The 22,606-nt window shown below is 60.6% G+C and carries 23 protein-coding genes; 10 read left to right on the top strand and 13 right to left on the bottom strand.

Features of this window, described 5'->3' with window-relative positions; genetic code table 11:
• The first annotated feature begins 28 nt into the window (after nucleotides 1–28).
• The 3 genes from B5E60_RS08675 to yidD all read left to right on the top strand — a co-directional run bounded on the left by B5E60_RS08675 (nucleotide 29) and on the right by yidD (nucleotide 1,547).
• Complete coding sequence (locus B5E60_RS08675; protein ID WP_162992820.1) at nucleotides 29–892, top strand: uroporphyrinogen-III synthase; 864 nt, start codon at nucleotides 29–31, stop codon at nucleotides 890–892.
• Between the two features lie 69 nt (nucleotides 893–961).
• Nucleotides 962–1,330 (top strand): ribonuclease P protein component, encoded by a 369-nt coding sequence (locus B5E60_RS08670; protein WP_087311114.1) that lies wholly within the window; start codon nucleotides 962–964, stop codon nucleotides 1,328–1,330.
• Entirely contained in the window at nucleotides 1,287–1,547 is a 261-nt protein-coding gene (yidD, locus tag B5E60_RS08665; protein WP_087311113.1) for a membrane protein insertion efficiency factor YidD, read from the top strand. Before B5E60_RS08670 ends, yidD begins: the two co-directional genes overlap by 44 nt.
• A gap of 474 nt (nucleotides 1,548–2,021) precedes the next feature.
• On the opposite strand, the gene B5E60_RS08660 is transcribed toward yidD, so the two are convergent.
• From B5E60_RS08660 to B5E60_RS08635, 6 genes are all read right to left on the bottom strand, one after another.
• The gene (locus tag B5E60_RS08660) at nucleotides 2,022–2,927 is read right to left on the bottom strand and encodes a cation diffusion facilitator family transporter (protein WP_087311112.1); all 906 of its coding nucleotides are present in this window, start codon (nucleotides 2,925–2,927) and stop codon (nucleotides 2,022–2,024) included.
• Between the two features lie 21 nt (nucleotides 2,928–2,948).
• Entirely contained in the window at nucleotides 2,949–3,875 is a 927-nt protein-coding gene (locus B5E60_RS08655) for a helix-turn-helix transcriptional regulator (RefSeq protein ID WP_087311111.1), read from the bottom strand.
• 78 nt (nucleotides 3,876–3,953) lie between these two features.
• Nucleotides 3,954–5,795, bottom strand: coding sequence for an LTA synthase family protein (locus B5E60_RS08650; RefSeq protein ID WP_087311110.1), 1,842 nt, complete (start codon nucleotides 5,793–5,795; stop codon nucleotides 3,954–3,956).
• 5 nt (nucleotides 5,796–5,800) lie between these two features.
• Nucleotides 5,801–6,457 carry a uracil phosphoribosyltransferase gene (upp, locus tag B5E60_RS08645; RefSeq protein ID WP_087311109.1) on the bottom strand — a complete coding sequence of 219 codons (657 nt, stop codon included), beginning with the start codon at nucleotides 6,455–6,457 and terminating at the stop codon, nucleotides 5,801–5,803.
• Between the two features lie 18 nt (nucleotides 6,458–6,475).
• Complete coding sequence (hflX, locus tag B5E60_RS08640; protein WP_087311108.1) at nucleotides 6,476–7,693, bottom strand: GTPase HflX; 1,218 nt, start codon at nucleotides 7,691–7,693, stop codon at nucleotides 6,476–6,478.
• Nucleotides 7,694–7,844: 151 nt separating this feature from the next.
• Nucleotides 7,845–8,531 carry an energy transducer TonB gene (locus B5E60_RS08635; RefSeq protein WP_087311107.1) on the bottom strand — a complete coding sequence of 229 codons (687 nt, stop codon included), beginning with the start codon at nucleotides 8,529–8,531 and terminating at the stop codon, nucleotides 7,845–7,847.
• Between the two features lie 258 nt (nucleotides 8,532–8,789).
• Between B5E60_RS08635 and rlmN the strand changes: the two genes are divergently transcribed.
• Nucleotides 8,790–9,821, top strand: a complete 1,032-nt coding sequence (gene rlmN / locus B5E60_RS08630; protein WP_087311106.1) for a 23S rRNA (adenine(2503)-C(2))-methyltransferase RlmN — start codon at nucleotides 8,790–8,792, stop codon at nucleotides 9,819–9,821.
• A gap of 25 nt (nucleotides 9,822–9,846) precedes the next feature.
• Here rlmN and B5E60_RS08625 read toward each other — a convergent pair whose 3' ends face one another.
• The 4 genes from B5E60_RS08625 to B5E60_RS08610 all read right to left on the bottom strand — a co-directional run bounded on the left by B5E60_RS08625 (nucleotide 9,847) and on the right by B5E60_RS08610 (nucleotide 12,915).
• The gene (locus tag B5E60_RS08625) at nucleotides 9,847–10,086 is read right to left on the bottom strand and encodes a hypothetical protein (protein ID WP_087311105.1); all 240 of its coding nucleotides are present in this window, start codon (nucleotides 10,084–10,086) and stop codon (nucleotides 9,847–9,849) included.
• 376 nt (nucleotides 10,087–10,462) lie between these two features.
• Nucleotides 10,463–11,086: a 16S rRNA (guanine(527)-N(7))-methyltransferase RsmG gene (rsmG, locus tag B5E60_RS08620; RefSeq protein WP_239403296.1), complete on the bottom strand. Its 624-nt coding sequence runs from the start codon at nucleotides 11,084–11,086 to the stop codon at nucleotides 10,463–10,465.
• Between the two features lie 120 nt (nucleotides 11,087–11,206).
• Nucleotides 11,207–11,770, bottom strand: coding sequence for an RNA polymerase sigma factor (locus B5E60_RS08615; RefSeq protein ID WP_087311103.1), 564 nt, complete (start codon nucleotides 11,768–11,770; stop codon nucleotides 11,207–11,209).
• Nucleotides 11,761–12,915 carry a glycosyltransferase gene (locus tag B5E60_RS08610; protein WP_087311102.1) on the bottom strand — a complete coding sequence of 385 codons (1,155 nt, stop codon included), beginning with the start codon at nucleotides 12,913–12,915 and terminating at the stop codon, nucleotides 11,761–11,763. The genes B5E60_RS08615 and B5E60_RS08610 overlap by 10 nt, the downstream gene beginning before the upstream one ends.
• A 59-nt stretch (nucleotides 12,916–12,974) precedes the next feature.
• Here B5E60_RS08610 and tgt point away from each other — a divergent pair, with 59 nt between their 5' ends.
• The 5 genes from tgt to B5E60_RS08585 all read left to right on the top strand — a co-directional run bounded on the left by tgt (nucleotide 12,975) and on the right by B5E60_RS08585 (nucleotide 19,584).
• Complete coding sequence (gene tgt, locus B5E60_RS08605) at nucleotides 12,975–14,105, top strand: tRNA guanosine(34) transglycosylase Tgt (RefSeq protein WP_087311101.1); 1,131 nt, start codon at nucleotides 12,975–12,977, stop codon at nucleotides 14,103–14,105.
• 3 nt (nucleotides 14,106–14,108) lie between these two features.
• On the top strand, nucleotides 14,109–15,212 hold the full coding sequence (locus B5E60_RS08600; protein WP_087311100.1) for an LptF/LptG family permease: 1,104 nt from the start codon (nucleotides 14,109–14,111) through the stop codon (nucleotides 15,210–15,212).
• 13 nt (nucleotides 15,213–15,225) lie between these two features.
• Complete coding sequence (locus B5E60_RS08595; RefSeq protein WP_087311099.1) at nucleotides 15,226–16,194, top strand: PASTA domain-containing protein; 969 nt, start codon at nucleotides 15,226–15,228, stop codon at nucleotides 16,192–16,194.
• Between the two features lie 65 nt (nucleotides 16,195–16,259).
• The gene (locus B5E60_RS08590; RefSeq protein WP_232009121.1) at nucleotides 16,260–17,492 is read left to right on the top strand and encodes an RluA family pseudouridine synthase; all 1,233 of its coding nucleotides are present in this window, start codon (nucleotides 16,260–16,262) and stop codon (nucleotides 17,490–17,492) included.
• A gap of 70 nt (nucleotides 17,493–17,562) precedes the next feature.
• Complete coding sequence (locus B5E60_RS08585; protein WP_239403290.1) at nucleotides 17,563–19,584, top strand: YgiQ family radical SAM protein; 2,022 nt, start codon at nucleotides 17,563–17,565, stop codon at nucleotides 19,582–19,584.
• A 63-nt stretch (nucleotides 19,585–19,647) separates the two neighbouring features.
• On the opposite strand, the gene B5E60_RS08580 is transcribed toward B5E60_RS08585, so the two are convergent.
• The 3 genes from B5E60_RS08580 to prmA are packed head-to-tail and all read right to left on the bottom strand — an operon-like array spanning nucleotide 19,648 to nucleotide 21,676.
• Entirely contained in the window at nucleotides 19,648–20,061 is a 414-nt protein-coding gene (locus B5E60_RS08580) for a hypothetical protein (RefSeq protein WP_239403289.1), read from the bottom strand.
• Nucleotides 20,062–20,106: 45 nt separating this feature from the next.
• Entirely contained in the window at nucleotides 20,107–20,832 is a 726-nt protein-coding gene (gene recO, locus B5E60_RS08575; RefSeq protein ID WP_087311098.1) for a DNA repair protein RecO, read from the bottom strand.
• 13 nt (nucleotides 20,833–20,845) lie between these two features.
• Nucleotides 20,846–21,676 carry a 50S ribosomal protein L11 methyltransferase gene (gene prmA, locus B5E60_RS08570; protein WP_087311097.1) on the bottom strand — a complete coding sequence of 277 codons (831 nt, stop codon included), beginning with the start codon at nucleotides 21,674–21,676 and terminating at the stop codon, nucleotides 20,846–20,848.
• Between the two features lie 68 nt (nucleotides 21,677–21,744).
• On the opposite strand from prmA, the gene xerA reads away from it, so the two are divergent.
• Nucleotides 21,745–22,606 (top strand): site-specific tyrosine recombinase/integron integrase (xerA, locus tag B5E60_RS08565; RefSeq protein ID WP_143260701.1); only part of this gene is annotated, 862 nt, incomplete at its 3' end.

Genomic DNA, 22,606 nt, shown 5'->3' with positions numbered 1-22,606 from the left:
ACGAAGGTAAAACTAAACATCCGTAACGTTGAAAGTAAAGAGCGTACTGGTTTCGCAGCCCAAACCTGCTGTCATCGAAAAGTCCCCGTTCTACGATCTGGCCCAGAAATACCAGGTCGAAGTGGCCTATAAACCCTTCATCCGGGTCGAAGGTGTCTCGCTGAAGGAGTTCCGTGCCCAGCGTGTCGAGATCCTCGATCACACCGCCGTCATCTTCACCTCCCGCACCACGGTCGACAGTTTCTTCCACATCTGCGAAGAGGCCCGGATCACCGTCCCCGAAACCATGAAGTACATCTGCCAGACCGAGGCCGTCGCCCTCTATCTCCAGAAGTACATCGTTTACCGAAAACGAAAGATCTCGTTCGCCGACGGGTCGTTCACCTCGCTCGTCGAACTGATCATCAAGCACAAGGAGGAGAAGTTCCTCCTCGCCCTGAGCGAACCCCACAAACCCGAACTCCCCGAAACGCTCGCCAAACTCAAGCTGGCCGTCGATCCCGTTATCCTGGCCCGTACGGTCGCCAGCGATCTCGAGGCCGTCAAGATGGAGGAGTATGACCTGCTGGCACTCTACTCCCCCTCGGATGTCAAGGCCCTGGTCGAAAAGTTCGGAAACGAGGGGCTGCCCGCCGTCGCCGTATTCGGCGAAGGTACGCTCAAGGCCGCCCTGGAGGCCGGACTCACCGTGCTGGCAAACGCCCCCACGCCCGTAGCACCCTCGATGGTCAAGGCGATCGATCTGCTCATCCAGAAGATCCAGAAGGGCGAAGAGATCTCGCCCGTCGAACTCGTCACCGACGCACGCAAGGAGGAGTTCATCCGTACGCAGCAGCACAAACTCGCCAAGAAGAGCCGCGTGCGCCGTACCACGACCGAAACCCGAAAATAACAGCTCCGAAGGGTCAGCCCCCCCTCGGGCGACCGGCTGACTCCCGAGAAGGCCCAAACTTCGAAAAACATGTCTACGCACTCGCTTCCCCGCAACGAAAGACTTCGCTCGCTGGGAGCGGTGCGCCGACTCTTCGACGACGGCGAGAGCGGCTTCATCTTCCCGTTCCGCTACGTCTGGTTCGCCGAACCCGACACCGAACGCAGCGTCGAAATCCTCTTCTCGGTCCCCAAGAAGTTCCATAAACGCGCCAACAGGCGAAATCTCCTCCGCCGCCGGACCAAAGAGGCCTACCGCCTTCAGAAACAGATCATCACGGAAGGTGGGGAGCTGAACCTCGACATCGCCCTGATCTACTCCTCGAAAGAGGTCCTCTCGGCCAAATCCATCAGCCATGCAGTCCGCCGGATTCTGGAAACGGTTGCTGCACGTCTGTAAGCGGATCGGCGTCCTGCCGCTGATCGTGCTCGTGCGCTTCTACCAGCTCTGCATTTCGCCCTTCACCCCTCCGTCGTGCCGCTTCACGCCCACCTGCTCGCAATATGCCCTCGAGGCGCTGCGCAAGTACGGTCCGCTGAAGGGGCTCTGGCTTACCATCCGCCGTCTGGCCCGCTGTCATCCCTGGGGCGGCAGCGGCTATGACCCCGTGCCGTAGCGGCCGGCCGGGCAATCGGAAAGGGACCGTTACTCCCTCCGCAAGAGACGTCACCCGTCACGGCACAAAACCGGGTAAAAAAAGACCGACTCGTCGCCGAGCCGGTCCCAAGGGAAGTTGCGTCACCCTTACAGAATTCCTGTTGCATCACTTTCAAACACAAAGATCGTGCCCCTGCCCCAAACAAACAATTCCGACCCCAACTATTCGGATCGGAATTGCCAAAAAATCCGCTTTTTAAAGGATCGGAACGTAATTCGCGGCGTCACGGCGGCCCGAGTCCGTCTCTTCGACAGTCTCAACCGGCAGAAGCCCCATTGAATGCGGTCGGCCCTCCGGACGGATTGACCGGAGCGGCAGGCGGCAGGCGGCGGGCGGTGGGCAGACGGACAGACGGGCAGACGGACAGACGGACAACGGGCAGACGGGCAGACGGGCGGCGGGCAGACGGGCAGACGGGCAGACGGGCGGGAATCAGTCCGAAAAATCGGAACAACACTCCTCCGGGGTCTCAAACTCCAGCGTCGCGTGCGAGATACCCAATTCGCAAAGCAGGTGCTTCAAATCATGCTTGATCCGCTCCTGGGCCGCAAGGTCCGTCACAACGACGTGGGCCGTCAGGGCATTCTCGGTCGTACTGATGGCCCAGACATGGATGTGATGGACCGTCCGGACCCCCTCGACCGTCGACATGCGCTGTCCGATCTGTTCGACGTCGATCCCCTCGGGCACACCGTCGAGCGACAGGCGCAGGCTGTCGCGCGTCAGCGACCACACCGAAGCGACAATCACACACGCCACGGCCAGTCCGACAATCGGGTCGATCAGCGTCCATCCCGTCCACGAGATCACCACGCCCGAGAGAAGCACCCCGATCGAAACCAGCGCATCGGCCGCCATGTGCAGGTAGGCCCCCTTGACATTCAGGTCACGGTCCTTGTCCTTCATGAAGAGCCAGGCCGTAAAGCCGTTGACCACGACGCCGATACCCGCCGTCCAGGCGATCGCTCCGCCCTCGACCGGTGCGGGATGGAACATCCGGCCGATACTCTCGGCAATGATCATCCCGACGGCAATGAGCAGGATCACGGAGTTGAGCAGCGAAATCAACACCGTACTCTTCTTGTAGCCGTAGGTATAGTGCGGCGTGGCGTGGACCTGCGCCAGACGGAAGGCCAGCATCGCCAGCAGCAGACTCGCCACATCCGAAAGGTTGTGACCGGCGTCCGACAACAGCCCCATCGACCCGTAGAAGAGGCCGACGGCAAATTCGATGATCACAAAGCCCGCATTGAGCGAGATGCCCCACAGAAAGGCCCGGTTCAGCGAGGTCAGCGTGTGGGTGTGATGGTGATGATGAGGTTTCTGAGTGGGTGTCATGGTTGTCCGTACGTTTAAAGGCTATGTTTCCGGGATGGTATCCTTGATCTCCGAGAGTTCGACCAGTTTGTTGACGATGGCGTAGATCGTCAGACCGGCCGCCGAGTGGATCTGCAGCTTCGAGGCGATATTCCGCCGGTGGGTGATCACCGTATGGGCCGAAATGCAGAGCGCATCGGCGATCTGCTTGTTCGTCATCCCCTTCACCACGCAGACGACAATCTCCCGCTCACGGGCACTCAGCGCCTCCGATTTCGGACGCTCCATCCCCTCGGCCGCCAGCCGTTCGACGGCCGGAACGAGGATCTCGTCCTCGACGGCGTTGTGCGACGCCAGCTCCTGTTCGCAAGTGAAGATGTCGAACAGCACACCGTTCAGTTCGTTTGTGCTCCCCGAGGGGTAGTACTTGATGATGATGTTCTTCAGTTCGCCCAGTTTGGCGTCGACCTGGTCGTGGTGGCGCCGGAAGATCTCCATCGAGTAGTCCGCGCTCCGCTCCCCGGCCAGCAGCTTCTCCACGTAGGGAAAGACCCGCTGCTCCTCGTAGGACATATGCCGCTGGACCTCGGCCACGTACTCGTCGAAAAAGCGCAGAATGGCAAACGAAACGTCGTTCTGCGCGCAGTCGACCGCCTCGATCAGCTTGCGGCGGATGGCCGGCAGGCGGAAATTCAGAAAATATCCGTGCGAATTGTGCAGGTAGTCGGTCAGCGCCCGCACCGAGATCCCGTCAGCAAGCTTCTCCCCGAGGCCGTGGTTCATCAGCAGGTTGACAACGGCCAGGAAGGTCGCCGTATCGACCTGATTGTCGGCACACACCTCCGCAATGCTCTTGTCCCCGAAGCCCAGCGCAATGCCGAAACGGCTCATCACCTGAAGCACCGCATAACGGTCGCAAACCAGGTCACACATGCGGTCATCACCGCCATATCCTCCGGATTTATACATAAAATCAGGTATTTTTTCATTCTGCCGCAAAATTAATCCGGCAATCCAGATGCCGCAATACCCACCATGCGGTATTTTTCAACGCCGCCCGATATCCGTATAGGTCATCTGAAGCATCGTGCGGCCGACATCCAGCAACTCGGGATTCGTCTCCGTCACCACACGGTCGCCCGTGGCATCCCACACCGCGGCACCCAGCGAATCCACCACCCCGAAGCCGTCGTTGAACGTATAGTAGGCAAACTTGCGCGGCGGCGCCGGCGCGAAAATATCCTTGCTGTAGTCGAAATCCGTGTGGGCAAGGCCCAGCTGTCCGAGCAGCGTCGCCGCCAGGTCGATCTGCGAGGCGTAGGTCTCGATCCGCTGCGGACCAGCCACCGCTCCGCCCGTCCAGATCATCGGGATCCGATGGCGCAGCGGTTCGTTGTAGGAGAGTGTCGCCGGGTAGGGGTAACCGTGGTCGGCAACCAGCACCACCAGCAGGTTCCGCCAGGCGGGCGAGGCCTTCAGGCGGTCGAGCATCCGCCCCACGCAGGCGTCCGAGAAGGCCATCGCATTGAGCACCGGATCGGCGAACTTCGAGTAGGGAACATCGAACGGCGTATGGCTGCTCAGCGTCAGAAGCGCCGCCAGGAAGGGTCGTCCGCCCTCGTCGAGCGAGATCACCCGCTCGGCAAACCAGTCGCACATCACCTCGTCGTCGTAACCCCAGTCGGCCGCCTCGCGGTCGAAGTGCAGATCCTTCTGCCAGACCAGCTCCTGCCACCCCGTGGCATAGAGGTACGACGCCTGGTTCGTGAAGTTCAGGTCGCCGCCGTAGGAGAAACTCGTCGCATACCCCTCCCCGGACATCGTCCGGGCAATCGAAGGCAGGTTGTGGCTCTTGGCCGGGAGTTTCATGATCGACATGCGCGTCTGAGCCGGGAAACCGCTCAGAAGGGCCACCTCGCCGCGGTCCGTGCGGTAGGAGTTGGCAAAGAAGTTCTCGAACCAGAGCCCCTCCTCCTTGAGCCGCTGCATGTTCGGCATCACCGGCTCGCCGTCGACCCGCTCGTCCATCACCGTGCGGGCGAAACTCTCCAGGATCACCAGCACCACGTTCGGCCGTGAGGTCGTAAGCACCCGTCGGGCCGGCGCCTCGGCCCCGGGGGCATTTCCGCGCAGCGCCGCAAAGCGCTCCGTGAGCTGCGGCTCGTCGTAGAAGGGGTACTCCGCGGCGTAGTCCGTATTCCGGTCGCCGAGGCTCGAAAGAAACGAAAAGACGGGATTCGTCGCCGCATGATTCAGAAACATCTCCGAGCTGAAGTAGACCTTCGAGACGTTGGCCGTCGAGGCCCCCATGCCGCCGCGGATCGCCAGAAAGTCGAAGCCCGCCAACAGCAGCATCACCAGACTCCCGACCGAAGCCGTGCGCCAGCCGACCCGCTGGCCGTCGAAAAACCGCAGCGTGCGGCGGTAGAGCCAGATCATCAGCGCGGCATAAAGGGCCGCCAGCAGCGTCTGACGCACCCCGAGCCAGAAATCCACACTCGCCATCGCCTCCTTCGGATCGGAGAGGTAGATCAGGATCGTCGCATCGAGGCGGAAGCCCCAATGTTCGTAAAGGGCCACGTCCACGGCAAAGATCACCGCCGTCAGGACCGACACCAGCACGAAATACCCGGTAAGGATTCCCCGCCACAGCCGCTCCGGAAGGCGCACCCACAGCGACGCGAGCATCACCAGCAGCGGCACGGCCGTCACGTAGCCCGCCACCGTCAGATCAAGCGAAAGACCGTGCCAAAGCACCGCCATCCAACCCCCGAAACCGGCTCCGGCCGCCTCCGCGGCGTACCACGCCATGAAAACCGGCTTCTGGAGCACCATCAGTACCACCGTGGCCGCAAAAACCGCCAGAACAAATCCGATCTTCCGCCTCATCACCGTCAGATCTTTTCGCCGTAGGCCAGGTCTCCGGCATCGCCGATGCCCGGAACGATGTACGAACGCGAGGTCAGCTCCTCGTCGACCACCGCCGTCCAGATCGTCGTATTCTGGTGAGGCATGTGCTTCATTGCGTAGTCAACACCCTGCTCGCTGGCAATCACCGACGCCACGTGCGTGCAGGCCGGTACGCCGCCCTTCTCGCACAGCGCATTGTAGGTCAGAACCAGCGACGAGCCCGTCGCCAGCATCGGATCAACCAGCAGCAGCGTCTTCCCCTCGAGGCTCCCGCACGAGATATACTCGACCTTTACCGTGAATTTCCCGTCCTTCGTGCTCTTGCGGTAGGCCGATACAAAGGCATTCTGCGCATCGTCGAAATAGTTCAGAAAGCCCTGGTGGTAGGGGAGTCCCGCACGCAGGATCGTCGCAATGACCAGCTGGTCGTCGATCACCTGTACCGTGGCCTCGCCCAGCGGCGTCTCAACCACCTGCGGACGGTAATTCAGCGTCTTCGAAATCTCATAGGCCGTGATCTCGCCGATCCGTTCCATGTTCCGTCGGAATCGCATCGAGTCCTTCTGGATCTCGCGGTCGCGGATCTGCGAAAGAAACTTGTTCAGAACCGTGTTCTGTTGGGAAAGTACGTGAAGTGTCATAGGGATTTGGGATGTTTGTCAATAGAGAAAATTGTTGAACGGATAACGCCCGGCATGAATCTCTCGCACCATCCCGTACAGATCCGAGCGGAATTTTTCCAGGTTGATCTTCTGCAGCGCCGAGAGGAAGATGCACGGCGTATTGGCCCGCGCAATCCAACTCTTCTTCAGATCCTCGAGCGAAAGGTTCTCGCGCGTGGCGGGCGTCAGGTCGTCCTCGGCCTTCTCCACCCACCGGTAGGCATCCACCTTGTTGAAGACCAGATAAACCGGCTTGTCTCCGGCACCGATCTCCTGCAGCGTCTGCTTCACTACGGCGATCTGATCCTCGAACTGCGGATGCGAAATGTCCACCACGTGGACCAGCAGATCCGCCTCGCGAACCTCGTCCAACGTCGACTTGAAGGATTCGATCAGTTCGGTAGGCAGCTTGCGGATGAAGCCCACCGTGTCCGAAAGCAGGAACGGCAGGTTGTCGAAGACCACCTTGCGGACCGTCGTGTCGAGGGTCGCAAAGAGCTTGTTCTCGGCAAAGACGTCGCTCTTCGAAATCAGATTCATCAGCGTCGACTTCCCGACGTTCGTATAGCCCACCAGCGCCACCCGGACCAGCGATCCGCGGTTCGAACGCTGGACGGCCATCTGGCGGTCGATCTTCTTCAGATCCTCCTTCAGCTTGGCGATGCGGTTGCGGATGATTCGGCGGTCGGTCTCGATCTCTCGCTCACCGGCACCGCCGCGCGTGCCCGTACCGCCCCGCTGCCGCTCGAGGTGGGTCCACAGTCCCGACAACCGCGGCAGCATGTATTCGTTGTGGGCCAGCTGGACCTGCGTCTTGGCATAGGCCGTCTGAGCCCGCGACAGAAAGATGTCCAGAATCAGACGCGTGCGGTCCAGCAGCCGGCACGGAAGCTCCTTTTCGATATTGCGCGTCTGCGACGGGCTCAGTTCGTCGTCGAAGATCACCACGTCGATCTCCTCCTCCTTGCAGTACTCGACGATCTCGGCCAGTTTGCCCGGCCCCACGTAGATGCGGGCCGAAGGCTGCGGCAGACGCTGCGTAAAGCGTTTCACAGCCCGGATATCGGCCGTCTCGGCCAGAAACTCCAGCTCGTCGAGGTATTCGTCGGTCTGGCGCGCATCCTGATTGTCACGTACCACGGCAACCAGTACCGCCCGTTCACGCAGCTCCTCCGTTCCTGTTTCGTTTGCCCCCTCCTGTTTCGACCGGGGCATTTGTCTCTTCTCTTCCAAAATTTTCCTGATCAACTATGTTTCCCGCGACCGAAGCCGGCAAAAACCGCTCCCGCGGATTGACTCCATGCGACAAAAAGGGTATCCTCCACGAAGCAGGATACCCTATATTCAAATGATCCGAAGATCCGCATCAGTTCTGTACGCGGAAATCCACCGGCAACGTATACTTCACACGTACAACCTGGTTACGCTGTTTGCCCGGCGTCCACTTCGGCGACTTGCTCAGCACGCGGACGGCCTCCTCCGACAGCGAACGGTCCGGAGTCTGCAGCACCTGGATGTTGGTCAGACGGCCGTCCTTCTCAATCACGAACGACAGAACCACTCGGCCCTGAATACCGTTCTCCAGGGCAATCTGCGGGAACCTCACATTCTGCTGAACCCACGCACGGAACGTATTGAGGTCACCGCCCTGGAACGAGGGCATCGTCTCGGCAATCAGGAACGGCTGGTCATCCTCGACAACCTCCTCCTCGACGACACCGACCGTCTGCACGACATCCACATCCTCGTCAAACTCCGTAAAGTCGACCTCCGTGGTAATCTTCGTGTCATTGGTCACGACCTGAAGCAGGTCGGCAATAACCTTTACCTCCACCTTTCTGGGGGTCTCGGGCGGTTTCTGATCCTGACGCGTGATCTCTACGATCTGCTCTTCAACGATAGGCGCCTGCAGGTCCACTTTCTCGATACGCTTCTCTTCGGGGGTGTACGAGAAGGCCCCGATCACGAGCAAGAGTGATACGACAAGACCGATCTCAAGCAAAAGGCCCCGTTTGTTGTTCAGGTCCGCTTTGGGTGATTTTTTGATTTCCATATTTCAAGTTTTAATTGTTCCGACGTGTTCGGGTTGCGGTCCGGTCTCAAGGGCTTACGACAGAGGGCACTCCTCCCCCCCCCGCTTCGTCATCAGCCCCTCGGTCCGGCCGGCGCATAATCTCCCAACCCCGATACGGGACAGGCGCGCTATGCACCACAAATATAGAGATAAAAATTCAAAATTGAGCGCCTCGGAATAAAAATCTTCATTTTTTACCTACTTTTGTCCTCGAAAACCAAACCTCAGGATGCAAAAATGACTGATCGTGAGCCGTTATACGGGAAAAATCCACAGGAGCTTGCCGCCCTCTGCAACGAACTGGGTCTGCCGCGGTTTGCGGCCCGGCAAATCGCCCGCTGGCTCTATGTCCGCCACACGGAGGATCCGCTGCGGATGACCGACCTCTCGGCTGCCAACCGCCAGCGGCTGGCCGAACGCTTCACCCCGGTGCTCTCCGCGCCAGAACGCGAAACCCGTTCGGCGGACGGCACCAAGAAGTATCTCTTCCGTACGCTCGAAGGGCATTTCATCGAGTCGGCATATATCCCCGACGGCGACCGTGCGACCCTCTGCGTCTCGTCGCAGGCCGGATGCCGCATGGGCTGCCGCTTCTGTGCCACGGGACGACAGGGGCTGCAGCAGTCACTCTCGGCGGCCGAGATCCTCAACCAGGTGGTTTCGCTCCCCGAACGCGACCGGCTCTCGAATCTCGTCTTCATGGGTATGGGCGAACCGCTCGACAATGCCGACAACGTGCTGCGGGCCCTCGAGATCCTCACCGCCGAGTGGGGGTTTGCCTGGTCGCCGACCCGCATTACCCTCTCCACGGCCGGCGTCGTCCCCCAGCTCGAGCGGTTCCTCAACGAGTCGAAGGTCCATCTGGCCGTCAGCCTGCACAACCCTTTTCACGACGAAAGGGCCGAGATCATGCCCGTCGAGAAGGTCTGGCCCATCGCCCGCGTCATGGAGATCCTGCGCCGGTACGACTTCACCCATCAGCGGCGCGTCTCGTTCGAATACATCGTCATGAGCGGACTGAACGACTCGCCGCGCCATATCCGCGAACTCTCGCGGCTGCTCAACGGCATCAAGTGCCGGATCAATCTGATCCGTTTCCACCGCATTCCCGATTCGCCCTACTTCTCGCCCGACGCCGAAGCGATGATCCGGTTCCGCGATGCCCTGACCGCCCGCGGCATTCAGACCACCATCCGCGCCTCACGCGGGGAGGATATTCAGGCCGCCTGCGGACTGCTGAGCACCCGAATGAAAAACGAACCCGCTTAATACGCGATCAGCTTACCCAATCTTTTCATCGCTTGCCTTCTTTATGCCAAAGGCATATGAACAGGAATATCGTCAAGGCAAAGTTCAGCCACATCCCAAAGGATAATGAGCCAATACGCATATACATACGCTCTGCCAAAAAGTTATTTCCATTGGGCTCTACTATGTACTTCATATCTACATAGGCATTTACCCATATCAATAACTCATATATGACAATCAGCGCAAATGCAATAATACCGACTGTTTTCTGCCATTTCTTCATATGCGAAGATATTCATTATAAGCTGTACAAAATTACAAAAAATGCCATTCATTTGTCTATAATGAACAGCATTTCTTTTTGAGATTCAGCAATATAAAAAGCGGGACTCAGAGAGCGAAAGGAGGCTTGTTCGGATTCGGTCCCCGTTCTGCGGGGAGAGGCAGAGAAGAGACAGAGTGGGGGGGGGAGACCGGGAGAGGTTGAAAAAGCAGAGAAAAGGCGGGAAGGGGACAGTTCCGCGGACGGCGGCGGAGCGTTGCGGCCAAAGCGTGCATGGTCAACAGATTGACCCCGGCGATCAGGCAGCCCGCCACGGCGTAAAGCACGAACACCACAGGGAACAACCTTAGCAGCGTTTCGGAGAGCTAAACCGACGCTATTTTTTCGGGGTGTAGACCACCTTTTTCGTCTCGAAGAACTCTTCGTCGAAGAACGTATGTATATCGTAGAGATCCCAGTGTTTACCCGTACGGGCCAGCTCCTCGGCCAGATCGCCCCCTTTGAGGTAGAGGATGCCGTTGGGCAGCGTGCCATGCCGACCCCGTTCGAGCTTCGGCCACACCCACTTCACGAACTCCGGCATCGCCGTCACGGCCCGCGACACCACGTAGTCGAAGCGTTCGGTCAGCGTCTCGACCCGCACGCAGCGCGGCGTCAGGTTCTCAAGCCCCAGGCTCCGCGAGACCTCCTCGACCACTGTGATCTTCTTGCGGATCGAATCCGCCGCCATGAAGTGCGCCCCCGGGAAGAGGATCGCCAGCGGAATGGAGGGGAATCCCCCGCCGCATCCCACGTCGAGAATCCGCGCCCCGTCGTCGAAGCGGCACACCTTCGCGATGGCCAGCGAGTGAAGCACGTGCCGCACGTAAAGCTGGTCGAAATCCTTGCGCGAAACGACGTTGATCTTCGCGTTCCAGTCGGCGTAGAGATCATACAGGGCCGCCAGCCGCTCACGCTGCACGGCATCCAGTTCGGGGAAGTATCCGTAGATTTTTTCCAGGTCGTTCATCGTCTTTCGGTTTTTCGGTTTCTCCGGCCGCAGCCGGCATGTCCGGGGTTTGATTTATCAGGGGGGGGGCATTCCGGCATCGGTCCGGCATCCCGGGCGGGTTCAACGGCCTCACCGATTCTCGCCTTCGGCGATCAGCCGGCACATCTGCTCCCGGGCCCGGTGGATCTGCGTCTTCACCGTCCCGAGCGGCAGCGAGAGCTTGGCCGCAATCTCCTCGTAGGAGTACTCGTCGAAGAAGCGCATGACAATCAACTGCCGGTAGCGCGGAGCCAGCCGTTCGAGATAGTGCTCGATCTGCGTCCGCTGCTGCAGGTTGATGACACTCTCCTCGGGGGTCGGGGCACTCGAGGCCGGAGCGGCAAAACGTTCGTCGATCGGAAGATCATCCTGACGCCGCCGCACAAAATCAATGAAGGTGTTCCGCGCAATGGTATAGACCCACTGTCCGAAGGTGAATTCACCGCTGTAACGGTGCAGGTTGATATAGACCTTGATGAAGGTCTCCTGCAGCAGGTCGTCGGCATCGTTTGTCCCCCCGAGCCGCTGCACGAAGAGGCGGTGGATCGCATCCCGATAGCGGTTGAACAGGTACTCGAAGGCCGTGTCGTCCCCCTTGAGCGCCTGCGTAACCAGCTCCCGGTCGTCGGCTACGATATAGTCGGCTATCTCCATACGCGTTCGTCTCGACGCACCAGCGTCAGGGCCAGCGCCGCCGCCCACAGCGGGCTCAGCAGATCATACAGAAAGTAACGCCCCAGGATCCCCTCTTCACCCAAACGACGTGCCACCCGCCGGACCTCCCACACCACAATGCCGTAGCGCAGCAGCAGAAAGAGCAGTGCTCCGAGCTTATACTCCAGCGGCATGACCGCCAGCGCGCAGATCACCGTCACGAAGAAGAGACTTCGCGACACCGGCTCCCAGCGGATATAACTCTTCACGTCGCGCGGATAGAACCGGAAGGCCGAACCGTAGTAGCGCAGCTGGCTCATCCACCAGCCCAGTCCGCCCCACGTCCTCTCGCGAAGCGTCGCCCGCGGCGAAAGAATCACACTCACGTTGTCGCGCGTCATGATCCGCTGCATGAAGAGATCATCCTCACCGATGTTCATGTTCAGGTGGTCGAAGCCGTTGACCCCGAAGTAGAGGCTCTTGGTGAAACCCAGGTTATGAAGCGTCCCCCGGTAGGCCCGGTTGCGCACCGCACGCGCGATCCAGTCGGCCGCGTGCATCATCCGCCACGTCCGCATCAGGTAGTTGGCAAAACCCTTCCGACGCTCGACACCGCAATAGCCCACCACGATGTCGCCCCGCATGAAGCCCTTGGCCATCAGCGACAGCCAGCGGTCGGTCTGCGGGCAGGCATCCGTCGAAGTGAAGAGCAGATGCTCGCAGTGCGCCGACTTGATGCCCACGTTAAGCGCCATCTTCCGCGAAATCGGGAAACGAGGATCCAGATGAATCTTCGTCGTCGTGATCTGCGGGAAGGACTGCTTCAGCCGCATGAGATCCTCATAGAAATCCGTATCGTGACCCACGTAGACGATCACTACCTCGAAATCGGGATAGGCCTGCGCCAGTATCAGCGGAAGACGCTCCTCCACAAACGTGTAGTCCTCCGAAAACATCGGAATGATCACCGAAACCGGAGGCTCCCGGTCAAGAATCGCCGCCCGACGGTTGTTCTTGTAGCCTGGAATGCGACCGTAGACAAAGATATAGTAGTAGAGCTGTACGCCGAACATCAGAAGGATCGACCCCGCAAGCGCAAGGCCCTCCCAGCCATAGCTGACCAGAATTTGTTCGAAGAATCGCATATTGACAAAATATGCGCAAAGATACGAATATTTTATGTATTTTTGCCGAATAGATGCATATGAAATTTACCCTCCAACACAAAGACCCCGCCTCGGCCGCCCGCGCCGGTGAGATCGTCACCGACCACGGAAAGATCCTTACGCCGATCTTCATGCCCGTCGGTACGGCCGCCACCGTCAAGGGAATCTTCCACCGCGACGTGAAGAACGAGGCCCGTGCCCAGATCATTCTGGCCAATACATACCACCTCTATCTCCGACCCGGAATGGAGATCATCGAACGCGCCGGTGGCGTCCACCGCTTCTCGACCTGGGACGGCCCGATGCTCACCGACAGCGGAGGTTTCCAGGTCTTCTCGCTGGCCGACTGCCGCAAGTTGCGCGAGGAGGGGTGTCATTTCCGCTCGCACATCGACGGCTCGAAGCACCTCTTCACGCCGGAGAGCGTCATCGACACCGAACGCACGATCGGCGCCGACATCATGATGGCCTTCGACGAATGCCCCCCCGGCGACGCCCCGCGCGACTACGCCGCCCGTTCGCTCGCCCTGACCGAACGTTGGCTCGACCGATGCTTCAACCGATACCACCAGACCGCGCCCAAATACGGCCACTATCAGGCGTTGTTCCCCATCGTACAGGGCTGCTCGTACCCCGATCTGCGGGCCCATGCCGCCGAAAACGTCAAGCAGTACGATGCCGACGGTTATGCCATCGGCGGTCTGGCCGTCGGCGAACCCACCGAAGTGATGTACGAGATGATCGAGGTGGTCAACGCCATCCTCCCCCAGGACCGGCCCCGCTATCTGATGGGCGTCGGCACGCCCGTCAACATCCTCGAGGCCATCGAACGAGGCGTCGACATGTTCGACTGCGTAATGCCCACCCGAAACGGCCGGAACGGGCAGCTGTTCACCGCCCAGGGCGTCATCAACATCCGAAACAAGAAGTGGGAGGACGACTTCTCGCCGATCGACCCCGAAGGCTTTGCCTTCGTCGACACGCTCTACTCGAAGGCCTATCTGCACCATCTGGCCGTCTGCGGCGAGATGCTCGCCGCACAGATCGCCTCGCTGCACAACATCGCCTTCTACCTGCGTCTGGTGGGCGAGGCACGCAGCCACATCCTGGCCGGCGACTTCGTCCCGTGGAAACAGGCAATGGTCGAAAAACTCACAAGAAGACTCTGACCGATGAAATTCCGCTTCCCCGGCTTCAAGATCCTGGACCGGTACATACTCGGCAAGTTTCTGTCGACCTACTTCTTCGCCATCGCGATGATCATCGTCATCGTCGTCATCTTCGACTACGCCGAGAAGATCGACGACTTCACGGCCACACATGCCCCGATGAAGGCCATCCTGCTGGAGAACTACCTGAACTTCGTCCCCTTCTTCATCAACCAGTTCAGCGGCCTGTTCACCTTCATCGCCTGCATCTTCTTCACCTCGAAGATGGCCTATCAGACCGAAATCGTCGCCATGCTCTCGGGCGGAATGTCCTTCCGACGGCTCATGTGGCCCTACTTCCTCGGCGCACTGATCATCGCCTCGCTCTCGCTGACGCTCAACCTCTGGGTCATCCCCCGGGCACAGAGCCGCGTGATCGCCTTCCAGCAGAAGTACATCCCCAAAAAACAGAACACACGCTACGACCGACACATCTACCGGCAGATCGAACCCGGAACGTTCGCCTACATCCGCGGCTACAACGGAAACGCCAACCAGGCCTCGTTCTTCGTCCTCGAGCGCTACGAGGACGGCGAGATGGTCCGCTCGCTCGAGGCCGCCGACGCGCGGTTCGACCCCGAAACCAAGCGCTGGACAGCCTCCCGCTACACCAAACGTGAATTTACGGCCGACGGCGGCGAAACCTTCGAACAGTTCCGAAACCTCGACACGCTCATCAACCTCGAAGTGGCCGAACTGGGCGCCATCAACGACCTGATTCAGACCATGAACATCTCCGAGCTGAACCGCTTCCTCGAACAGCAGCGTGCCAAGGGTTCCGACTCGATCAACATCATCGAGGTCGAAAAGCACGCCCGATACGCCTATCCGCTCTCGACATTCATCCTCACGCTGATCGGTGTCTCGCTCTCCTCGCGCAAGGTCCGCGGTGGAACGGGCCTGCACATCGGCATCGGCACGGGACTCTGCTTCTCGTACATCCTCTTCAACCGATTCTTCGAGGAATTTGCCAAGAGCGGAACGCTCCCCACGGGTCTGGCCGTCTGGCTGCCCAACATCATCTACCTGTTCATCGCCGTCTACCTCTACCGGAAAGCGCCGAAATAGACTCCTCAACACCATGCAGAAACCATCCACCAGCCTCATCGATCGTCTCCGGGAGCACAAACTCCTCTGGAACCTCCTGCTCATCGTCGTGATCATCCTGGCGATGGCCATCGTCGCACATCTGCTCATGCAGATCGGAACCCGCCACGGAGCCCGGCGCACGGTCCCCGACTTCTCCGGCATTCCGCTCGACGAGGCTCGCCATCTGGCCCGCAAGCACGACCTCAAACTCCAGATCAACGACTCGCTCTTCGTCCCGGCATACGAGGGCGGAATCATCCTCGACCAACTCCCCGAGGGCGGCGTCGAGGTAAAACCCGGACGGACGGTCTACATCACGATCAACTCCTTCCGCCAGAAGATGGTCCCCGTACCCTATGTCGCCGGGCGTTCGCTCCGGCAGGCCAAGAACATGCTCGAAATCGCCGGTCTGGAGATCGCCGAAATCGTATACCGCCCGGACATCGCCACGAACTATGTCCTCGAAGAGGTGTGTGACGGCAAGCCCGTCCAGCAGAACTCCCGCATCGAGGCCGAAATGGGCTCCGGCGTGACGCTCTACGTCGGTCTCGAGGAGGGCGCCTCCTCGACGATCGTCCCGCAGGTGGTGGGGCAGCCCCTCGCCCAGGCCAAGGGGCGCCTCTGGGAATCGGGCCTCAACGTCGGTCGCATCGACTTCGACGAAGGGATCAATCTGCTCAATCAGAAGGAGGCCCGCGTCTACATCCAGATCCCCGGGGCGGAGCACAGCGCCTCGCTGGGTTCGCGCATCGATCTGCGGCTCACGCTCGACATGGAGAAACTCGGGAAGTACCGCTCCGAGGCCGAAAAGCTGGCCGCTCAGGCGGCCGAAGCCCGCAAGGCCGAGGAACAGCTGGAGGCCGATTCGCTGGCCCGGATCTCGCTGGATGAGACGCTGGAAGGCCCCCGGGAGGCGGACCGCACCCGGGAAAACGACGATAACGAAGGCTTTTTCGACTGATGAAGCGCGATTTGCTGAATAACACTTCGCCGTCGAAGCCGACGGGGGCAGAGACGAGGACGGAAATGGGGACGGAGACGTCCGCAGAGATGTCCGCGGAGATGTCCGCGGGCGGAACAACGGAAACGTCGGCGGGGGCCCGTTCTGCGGAGCGGACGGTCAAAGAGAGGCTCGAGTCGGAGGGTGAAGAGGGTGCAAAGGCCCGGACCTCGAACGGAAAAGAGGCCGCAGCCGACGACGAACTGTCCGATATCGACGAATCCGGCGATGAGGGCGAAGAGGAGGCCGGGCTCTATGAGCACTTCGCCGTGACGGCCGACAAGGGGCAGACCCCGATGCGGCTGGACAAGTTCCTCACCGTGAGGATGGAGCACTGCTCGCGCAACCGTATTCAGGCCGCGGCCGACAGCGGAAACATCCTCGTAAACGGCAAGCCGGCCAAGTCGAGCTACAAGGTCAAGCCGCTCGACCGCATTCAGATCGTGCTGCCCTATCCGCGGCGCGAAACGGAGCTCGTGGCCGAGAACATCCCGTTGGACATCCCCTACGAGGACGAGCATCTGCTTATCGTCAACAAACCCGCCGGAATGGTCGTCCATCCCGGTGTGGGGAACTACACCGGAACGCTGGTCAACGCCCTGATGTACCACCTCAACGCCCAGGGGATCCCGGCCGAGGAGCAGAACCGCGCCGGACTGGTCCACCGCATCGACAAGAACACCTCGGGGCTGCTCGTCATCGCCAAGGACGAACAGACCCATGCCCGGCTGGCCAAGCAGTTCTTCGACCATACGATCCAGCGCCGCTACGTCGCACTCGTCTGGGGCAACCTCGAAGAGGATGAGGGAACCATCACCGGAAACATCGGCCGAAGCCCCAAGGACCGGCAGAAGATGTATGTCTTCGCCGACGGGTCGCAGGGCAAGCACGCCGTGACGCACTGGAAGGTGCTGCGCCGATACGGATACGTCACCCTCGTGGAGTGCCGGCTCGAGACGGGACGCACCCATCAGATCCGCGTCCACATGGCCTGGATCGGACATCCGCTCTTCAACGACGAGCGTTACGGCGGCGACCGCATCCTCAAGGGCACGACCTTTGCCAAATACAGGCAGTTCATCGAAAACTGCTTCGCCGTGATGCCACGCCATGCGCTCCACGCCCGGCTGTTGGGTTTCGAGCACCCGGCCACCCATCAGCAGGTCCTCTTCGACAGCGAACTCCCCGACGACTTCAAGGCCCTGCTGGCCCGGTGGGACACCTACGTCGCCGGCGCCCGCGGTCAGGAGGAGCAATAGACCCACAAAACCAGACACATGACCGGATCCGGAAGGCCTGCGTCTCCGGAACAACCCTATTCGCAAGAAGATGTTTCTGCCCACAACCATCAAGGAGGTCCGCGATCGCGGATGGGATCAGCTCGATGTGATCCTCTTCTCGGGCGATGCCTACATCGACCATCCGGCTTTCGGGGCGGCGGTCGTCGGACGGTTGCTCGAGGCCGAAGGCTATCGCGTGGCAATCGTCCCCCAGCCCAACTGGAGGGACGACCTGCGCGACTTCACCAAACTGGGCGCGCCGAGGTTGTTCTTCGGCGTGACGGCCGGAGCCATGGACTCGATGGTCAACCACTACACGGCCAACATCCGGCTGCGCCATGACGATGCCTACACCCCGGGCGGAAAAGCCGGTTTCCGGCCCGATTACGCCGTGACGGTCTACTCGCAGATCCTCAAGCGCCTCTATCCGCACGTCCCGGTCGTTGTCGGCGGCATCGAGGCCTCGCTCAGGCGGCTGACCCACTACGACTACTGGAGCAACCGGCTCAAGCCTTCGGTGCTGGTCGAGAGCGGCGCCGATCTGCTGATCTACGGCATGGGCGAACGCGTCATCCAGCAGGTCGCACGCGCCATGCGCAACGGATACAACGCCAAACTGCTGCGCAAGATCCGACAGGTGGCCTTCCTCTCCGACAAAAGCTACGTCGCGCGGCTCGATCCCGAGCGGACGATCCGTCTCCACTCCTTCGAGGAGTGTGCCGCCGACAAGCGCGCCTTCGGCGAAAACTTCACCGTCATCGAGACCCAGAGCAACCTGATGGAGCCCGAAGCAACGCTCGTCGAACAGGTCGGCGACCGCTATGTCGTCGTGACGCCGCCGAACGCCGCCCTCTCGACCGAGGAGCTCGACCATTCGTTCGACCTCCCCTACGAGCGAGCCCCCCATCCGCGCTACAACGGCCGCGGAGAGATCCCCGCCTGGGAGATGATCAAGTTCTCGGTCAATATCCACCGCGGATGTTTCGGCGGATGCTCCTTCTGCACCATCTCGGCCCATCAGGGCAAGTTCGTCCACTCGCGCAGCGAGCGCTCGATCCTCGCCGAGGTCGAACGCGTCGTGAAAATGCCCGGATTCAAGGGCTATCTCTCCGACGTCGGGGCCCCCTCGGCCAACATGTACCGCATGGGCGGCCGCGACCGGACACTCTGCGCCCGCTGCCGGAGGGCCTCGTGTCTCCATCCGGCGAAGTGTCCCAACCTCGACAACGACCACCGGCCGCTACTCGATCTCTACGCCAAAATCCGCGCCGTGAAGGGGATCAAGAAGGCCTTCATCGGAAGCGGCATACGCTACGACCTCTTCGACGACTCGCCCTACCTGCGCACGGTGCTCGTCCACCACACCTCCGGCCGGCTGAAGGTCGCCCCGGAACACACCGAAGAGCGCGTACTGCGGCTGATGCGAAAACCGCCGTTCACCCTCTTCGAAAAGCTCAATACGGATTTCCACCGCATCTGCCGCGAGGAGAAGCTGCCCTACCAGTTGATTCCCTACTTCATCTCCTCGCACCCGGGGTGTACGGAGCAGGACATGAAGGCGCTGGCCGAAAAGGTGCTGGGGCGCCTGCACTTCAATCTGGAGCAGGTGCAGGACCTCACACCCACGCCGATGACCCTCTCGTCGGTGATGTTCTACACCGGAGAGAACCCCTATACGCACGAGGCGGTCTACGTGGCCCGCTCGCAGGAGGAGAAGCGCCGGCAGAAGAGTTACTTTTTCAGCCGCACGGCCGAGGCGTCCGGCAGCGTCCGGCAAGGAGGATTCGGAAAGAGGGTGGAGGAAGGAGCCCGTTCAAAGGGGCTGCCGCTTCATCCCGGATCGGGAAAGCGTCTCACGGGACTGGAAGAGGCCCGGAACCGGTCGGAAAAGCATGACACAAGCCCGGCAGGGACCCGGGCAGGAAAGCGTCTCACGGAACTGGAAGAGGCCCGGAACCGGTCGGGGAAAGGGGCGGCGCAGGAAAAAGGCTCCGCGTTAAAGAGACCCGCGCTGAAGAGATCCGCGCTGAAGAGATCCGCGCTGAAGAGACCCGCGCTGAAGAAAAGATGAAAAAAGCCGGTCCTTTCGGGATCGGCCTTTTTTGTTCCGGGAGGATTCATCCATATCCGGAGATCAACGCATCGGGAACGAGAACGTCCGGGCATCGAGGTAGGCATCCGGAAAGGGGCCCCAGTTCCACGCCTGACCGTTCGAAACCGTAAAGTGCGGACCCAGACGCAGCGTGTTGTTGTCAATCACCGTCACCCGCGACGGCAGATTCTCCCGCTGGATCTCCACGATCGACGACATCGAAATCTTCGGCTTCGTACGCATCGGTCCCATTGTCTCGTAGTCCGGCCGCCACGGTGACAGGTGGGCCAGCGAATCCGGAAGCGTAAAACCCGGATTCGTATGGCGAAGCAACGTATCCGGTTTGAACACCACTTTCGACTCCGGTTCCAGCAGCAGCGGCTCCGGCTGCTGGGCCTCGACGCTCCCCCCACATGCCGCAATCGCGGCCAACATTACGATGATACGCTTTTTCATACGATCTGCTATTATTTTACTGTTATCCCTTCTGTCAATCAAACGTCAAAACACCTCCCGCAGTATGTGCACCGAACGAACCGAACTGATCGCATCGAGATGGTAACCGAAATAGGTCAGCATCGCATTCAGAAACTCCGAACGCTGCGCACGGTTCAGTCCGAGCGACCCCAGTTCGCGCACGTCGAGGCCCAGCAGCCGGTCCAGCAACGCCGCACGGGCCGGATCCATCGATCCGGGGTGGAGCGGTGGCGTCGGGGTATAAAGCCCCTCCCGGATGTCGAACCACCACCCCGGCCGATAGTCGTTGCCCGGCCGGAAACCCAACAGCAGGCTCAGATTGGCCAGAAACCACAGGTGAAAGTTCGAAACCCCGCTCTCCAGGGCATCCAGCGCCAGCGCCGAGTTCCACACAAAATCGAACAGCGGCTCGTTGGGCTCACTCTCGCGGACCAGCCGGTAGAGCGTCTCGGCCATGAAGAGCGCCATAGTCGACTTGCGTACGTCGAACGGCAGGCTCTGCAACGCAAATCCCGCCCGGACCTCCTTAAAGCGGTCCATCTGCTGGCGCGATGACTCCAGCCCCTCGAACTCCACCGGAAACATCGGCTGGAAAAGAGCCAGTTTCGAACCGTGGCCCCGGCGGCTGCGGACCCCCTGGACCATATAGCTGCGGCGTCCCCCAACGTCGGTCAGCAGGTAGGCCACCAGCGATGAATCGCCGTATTTGAGCGTATGCAGCACGATGCCGCGCCCCTTGTAACTTCTCACCGCAGCGTCTGCGTCACTTCGTCCGCCGTACGTGGACCATCATCCAACCGTCGCGCATGGCCGTCGAAACGGGCTCCATGCCCAGTTCGGAGGCCGCCGCCACGATCAAGGGAACATCCGCCTCGAGGAAGCCGCTCATCAACAGATCGCCTCCTTCGTTGAGCGTCGCCGCATAGGAGAGCATGTCCGAAAGCAGGATGTTGCGGTTGATGTTGGCCAGAATGAAATCGTAGCGGCGGCCGGCGATCCGCCGCACGTCGCCCAGCATCGGCGTGATACGATCTTCGACGCCGTTCGCGACGATATTCTCCCGGCAGTTGGCGTCGGCCCAGTCGTCGATGTCCACGGCGTCCATGTGCGTGGCGCCGCACTTCACCGCAACGATCGACAGCACCCCCGTGCCGCTGCCCATGTCCAGTCCGCTGCGCCCAGCTACCCCCAGGTCGAGAATCGCCCGCGACATGAGCCATGTCGTGGCATGGTGACCCGTGCCGAACGACATCTTCGGCATCACAACCACCTCCAGCTCCCCGGCCGGGGCCGCCTCGTGGAACGGTGCCCGGATCCGCAGCCGACCCTCGACGTCCGTGGCCGGAAAGTTCCGCTCCCAGAGGGCGTTCCAGTTCTGGGGCTCGATGGCGATGTAACGCCCATGCACCCCGTAACGCTCCAGCAGGGAATCAACCTCCGACTTGCAGTCGGCAAGCCGCTCCTGAGGAATATAGGCCTTCAGCAGACCACCCTCGGTCTCGAAACTCTCGAACGGATAGTCGGCCAGTTCCGCCGTCAGGATCTCCCCCTGTTCGGCCTCCGTCACCGGAATCTGCAACGATACGTACTCCATATTATGTAAAATTTTCCTATCTTCGTACGGACAAAGTTACGATTATTTCCCCGGATAGCTCCACCATCATGGCAGAAAATACAAAAAAATGGGCCGATGCCGGCCGGCGGTACGCCACCTACATCAAGCTCGAAAAACGACTCTCGGCAAACTCCGTCGAGGCCTACATGCGCGACCTGAGACAGTTCGCGCACTTCATCCTCCGGATGTGGGACGTCCCGCCCCGAAAGGTCGAGGCCGCGATGGTCGAGCGTTACATGGCCTGGCTTTACGACCGGGGCCGCGAAAAAAGCTCCCAGGCCCGCGCGCTGAGCAGCGTCAGGAGCTTCTTCAACTTCCTGATGATCAACGATCAGATCGATGCTTCGCCCGCCGAATTCGTACAAAGCCCCAAGTTCGGACGACAGCTCCCCGACGTCCTCTCCACCGACGAAATCGACCGCATCATCGCCACGGTCGACACCTCGACGGTCAAGGGGCTGCGCGACCAGGCCATGCTCGAAGTGCTCTACTCGTGCGGACTGCGCGTCTCGGAGCTCACCTCGCTCCGGATTCAGGACCTCTTCTTCGGCGAAGGGTACATCCGCGTCATCGGAAAGGGCGACAAACAACGGATCGTTCCCATCAGCGCCGTGGCACGCGAACGCATTCACCGCTACCTCGACAAGCGTCCCGGAGCCCGTTCGAACGAAGACATCCTCTTCCTGAACAACCGCGGCGGTAAACTTACCCGCGTGATGGTCTTCACCATCCTCAAGGAGGCCGCCCAAAGAGCCGGCATTCACAAGCACATCAGCCCCCACACCTTCCGCCACTCCTTTGCCACCCATCTGCTCGAGGGAGGAGCCTCGATCCGCCAGGTGCAGGAGATGCTTGGTCACGAAAGCATCCTCACCACCGAAAGCTACACCCACCTCGACAACAGCCATC

Origin of the sequence: Alistipes sp. An116 (genome assembly GCF_002161005.1) — a bacterium.
In the GTDB taxonomy this organism is placed as follows: domain Bacteria; phylum Bacteroidota; class Bacteroidia; order Bacteroidales; family Rikenellaceae; genus Alistipes; species Alistipes megaguti.
The sequence above is the reverse complement of the archived record's forward strand: the minus strand, read 5'-3'. Positions and strand labels throughout refer to the sequence as shown.